Origin of the sequence: Piscirickettsia salmonis LF-89 = ATCC VR-1361 (assembly GCF_000297215.2) — a bacterium.
Lineage (GTDB): Bacteria > Pseudomonadota > Gammaproteobacteria > Piscirickettsiales > Piscirickettsiaceae > Piscirickettsia > Piscirickettsia salmonis.
Genome location: NZ_AMFF02000197.1, coordinates 1 through 2,708 on the forward strand (window position 1 = coordinate 1; position 2,708 = coordinate 2,708).

Consider the following 2,708-nt stretch of genomic DNA (forward strand, 5'->3'; position numbering starts at 1 on the left):
TCCATGGCTCGCAGCGAATGCCGGAGCCCATCCTTTTTGGCCCAACGTCACCAAAGTACGAGAACCTGACCAAATCACTCCATTTAAGTTCGAAATAACCACAACAAATACAATAAAAAAGCAAATTGCAACACTAAATTGTCCTAAATGGTTCACTTGTACAAGATCTAATAAAAAAGAACTTCCCGTCATCATATTTTTCTCGAAAAATATTTTTTGAATCGCAATAGAAAGTCCAACATACAAGCCGACAGTCAATAAAAAGCCAACAAAAATAACAAAAGGCACCGTACGTGCTGGTTTTTTAATCTCCCCGGTCATCGAAGCAAAGCTTTCCCAGCCACCAAATGCAAAAAAAGCCAGTATCATTCCTTGTGTTATCAATCCCGTATCAAAATGCTTGGGCCAATAAGTAACAGAGGAAGTAGCAGCATCAGGATGGTTAATAGACAAAAAAATAAGCACTAATAAAAATAACAATAATGGGATAATAATTAGCTTTTGCAGCCAAATGACACGATGATTACCCAAAAAAGAAATAAAAAAAACAATAAACATTAATGCTAAACTTATTCCTGCAACCAACATATGTGAAGCATGAAAGTTTGGCAATAGCAAAGCAAATGAATAAAGGATGCCAGTGATCGCCACAATAGCAAAGCATATACTACACTGGCCTAATAGCAAATAAGCACTGCCGCCACTTAGATATGGAAATGCTTGCTCAATAAATCCAGCAACACCACCACTTCCTGGATATTTACTGCCAAAGGAGGCGAAAATAATCACCAAGGGGACCATCAGTAAGGCATCAGCAAGCCAAGTAAATATAGCTAACTCACCGATAGAGTGATAAATCACACCAGGAAGCACTAATACACCACTACCTAATACCAAACTTACTGCAAAAACCAAAGCGCCTAAAAAGCCAACATTCTCTTGTAGTGCTTGATTACCCGACATCGCCATACCCTCAATCTAGACACAGCAAACACTCCATAAAAACCCCAGCTTTAAAAAAATATTAAATTCATAATCTTAACTAAATTATTGTTATTTCATAAAAAAACTTCAAAAATAACAAAAACTTAATTAAAGTCTCAAAATAACCAGCAAAAACCACCTGCTGCTTCAACACTACTTGAATTAAACACACAAGTAATACAAAAGCAGTGTGAGGAACCTCATATCTGCAAACTGACATTTCAAATCGGTGTTAGTAGCGCAATTAAATCACAAGCCTGCACTAAGTACAACCGTAATTTTTCATTGTTTTATTATTAAGTTAACAAATACAATAATGATCTTATTCTTTTGATTTTAAATAAAATTTAATTAATTATACTCTCTGCATATATCGATTAATAACCTCAGTCTGATATAAACTATTAATAAAAAACCTTTTTAAAACAATAAAATAAAACACATCAACTTAAATTTATGCTATTGCAGTCTAAATAAAACTATCAATTTAATTTAACTAAATCTTATAAAAATCAATAAAACTAATTATTTTAGACTAACTCTCCTACGTTATAGCAAGTAGCCTAGATCCGCTCACTCATTAATAAATAAGAATAAATGAAAATTAATTTTTCTAAAGGTATTTTAAAGATATTATTTTTTTGCTAAAAAAAATTTAGCCAAACAGCGTTGGCTTTTATTAATAAACTATAACTCCCATTAAATCCTTAACTGGACCACTTGCGCAAAGAGGGGCATAATAACGCTTCTTCTTCCTCCTTTTCTTCTCTTTCTCGCTCCATTTTTTTCTCATTTTCTCTTTGACACAAGCAAGCTAAATCATGAGAGAAAAATAAACAACAATCATCCATGCCTGCTGCGATTAAATTATGGCACGCTTCACAGACGTAAGATTGTAGCCCATAGGACATTTCATGTTCTGTACTCACCCCACAAAAAGGGCAACTAATAATATGATTCATTAGAGATATACCTTCTTTTATCCCAAAATACCATCAATACTCAAGCCTTCTTCACAACTAGCAACAGCTTACACTTTAATATTAACTTTAATTTCTAACATATCACTTCAATCCTATAACTAGTTCATCTTAATGCTCTTTAAGCATCCAAGTATAACACCCATTGCTTTTACACTGAAACATAAACAAAACAAAAAAAACAGAATAATAAATTGAAGATCAATGCGCGTGTAATATCAATTTAATATAAAACACGCCATTAAAATCCAACAAACATAAAATTACTATTTAAAGCACAAGAGCATTTATTTTATTAACTCTATATTGATAGAAACATAAGAATTATCATTATTTTTACAATTAAAAAAAATAGTATTTTACTACACAATAATAATATAAATTTTTTTAAAATCGCTTTTTCATAATTCTTGGATGAAAAATAATGAAAAACTCATTTCACTATATTAGCAACATATATATCAGCACAGAGCACAATTAAAAGCGCCCTCCGTCATCTGAAGTGCAACACTACTCTATACTAAGCCGCCATCAAATACTCTAAAAAAACATGATTAGGTGAGCAATAATTCAAACTCGCTCTTCTTCTGGTGTTCAATGTATGCTCTATTTTTGCTATTTCTTTGTCACTAATTTCATTAAAATCTGTCCCTTTAGGTAGAAAACGCCTTATCAAACCATTTGTGTGCTCATTTAGACCTCTATCACAAGAACGATAAGGTCTAGCAAAGTAAAAGTCTGCTT

Annotated in this window: 3 protein-coding genes; all 3 read right to left on the reverse strand. The window is 32.3% G+C overall.

Features of this window, described 5'->3' with window-relative positions:
- Positions 1-963: APC family permease (locus C200_RS13270; protein ID WP_162180158.1), on the reverse strand; the 963-nt coding region annotated here is incomplete at its 3' end.
- A 728-nt stretch (positions 964-1,691) separates the two neighbouring features.
- The gene (locus tag C200_RS13275; RefSeq protein WP_016212044.1) at positions 1,692-1,946 is read right to left on the reverse strand and encodes a hypothetical protein; all 255 of its coding nucleotides are present in this window, start codon (positions 1,944-1,946) and stop codon (positions 1,692-1,694) included.
- Between the two features lie 538 nt (positions 1,947-2,484).
- The coding region (locus C200_RS16250) for an IS30 family transposase (RefSeq protein WP_211250936.1) at positions 2,485-2,708 on the reverse strand (224 nt) is incomplete at its 5' end.

What these genes read in the sequence shown, in the direction of transcription:
- C200_RS13275 (WP_016212044.1), bottom strand. Translation starts at nt 1,946, where the DNA reads ATGAATCATATTATTAGTTGCCCTTTTTGTGGGGTGAGTACAGAACAT.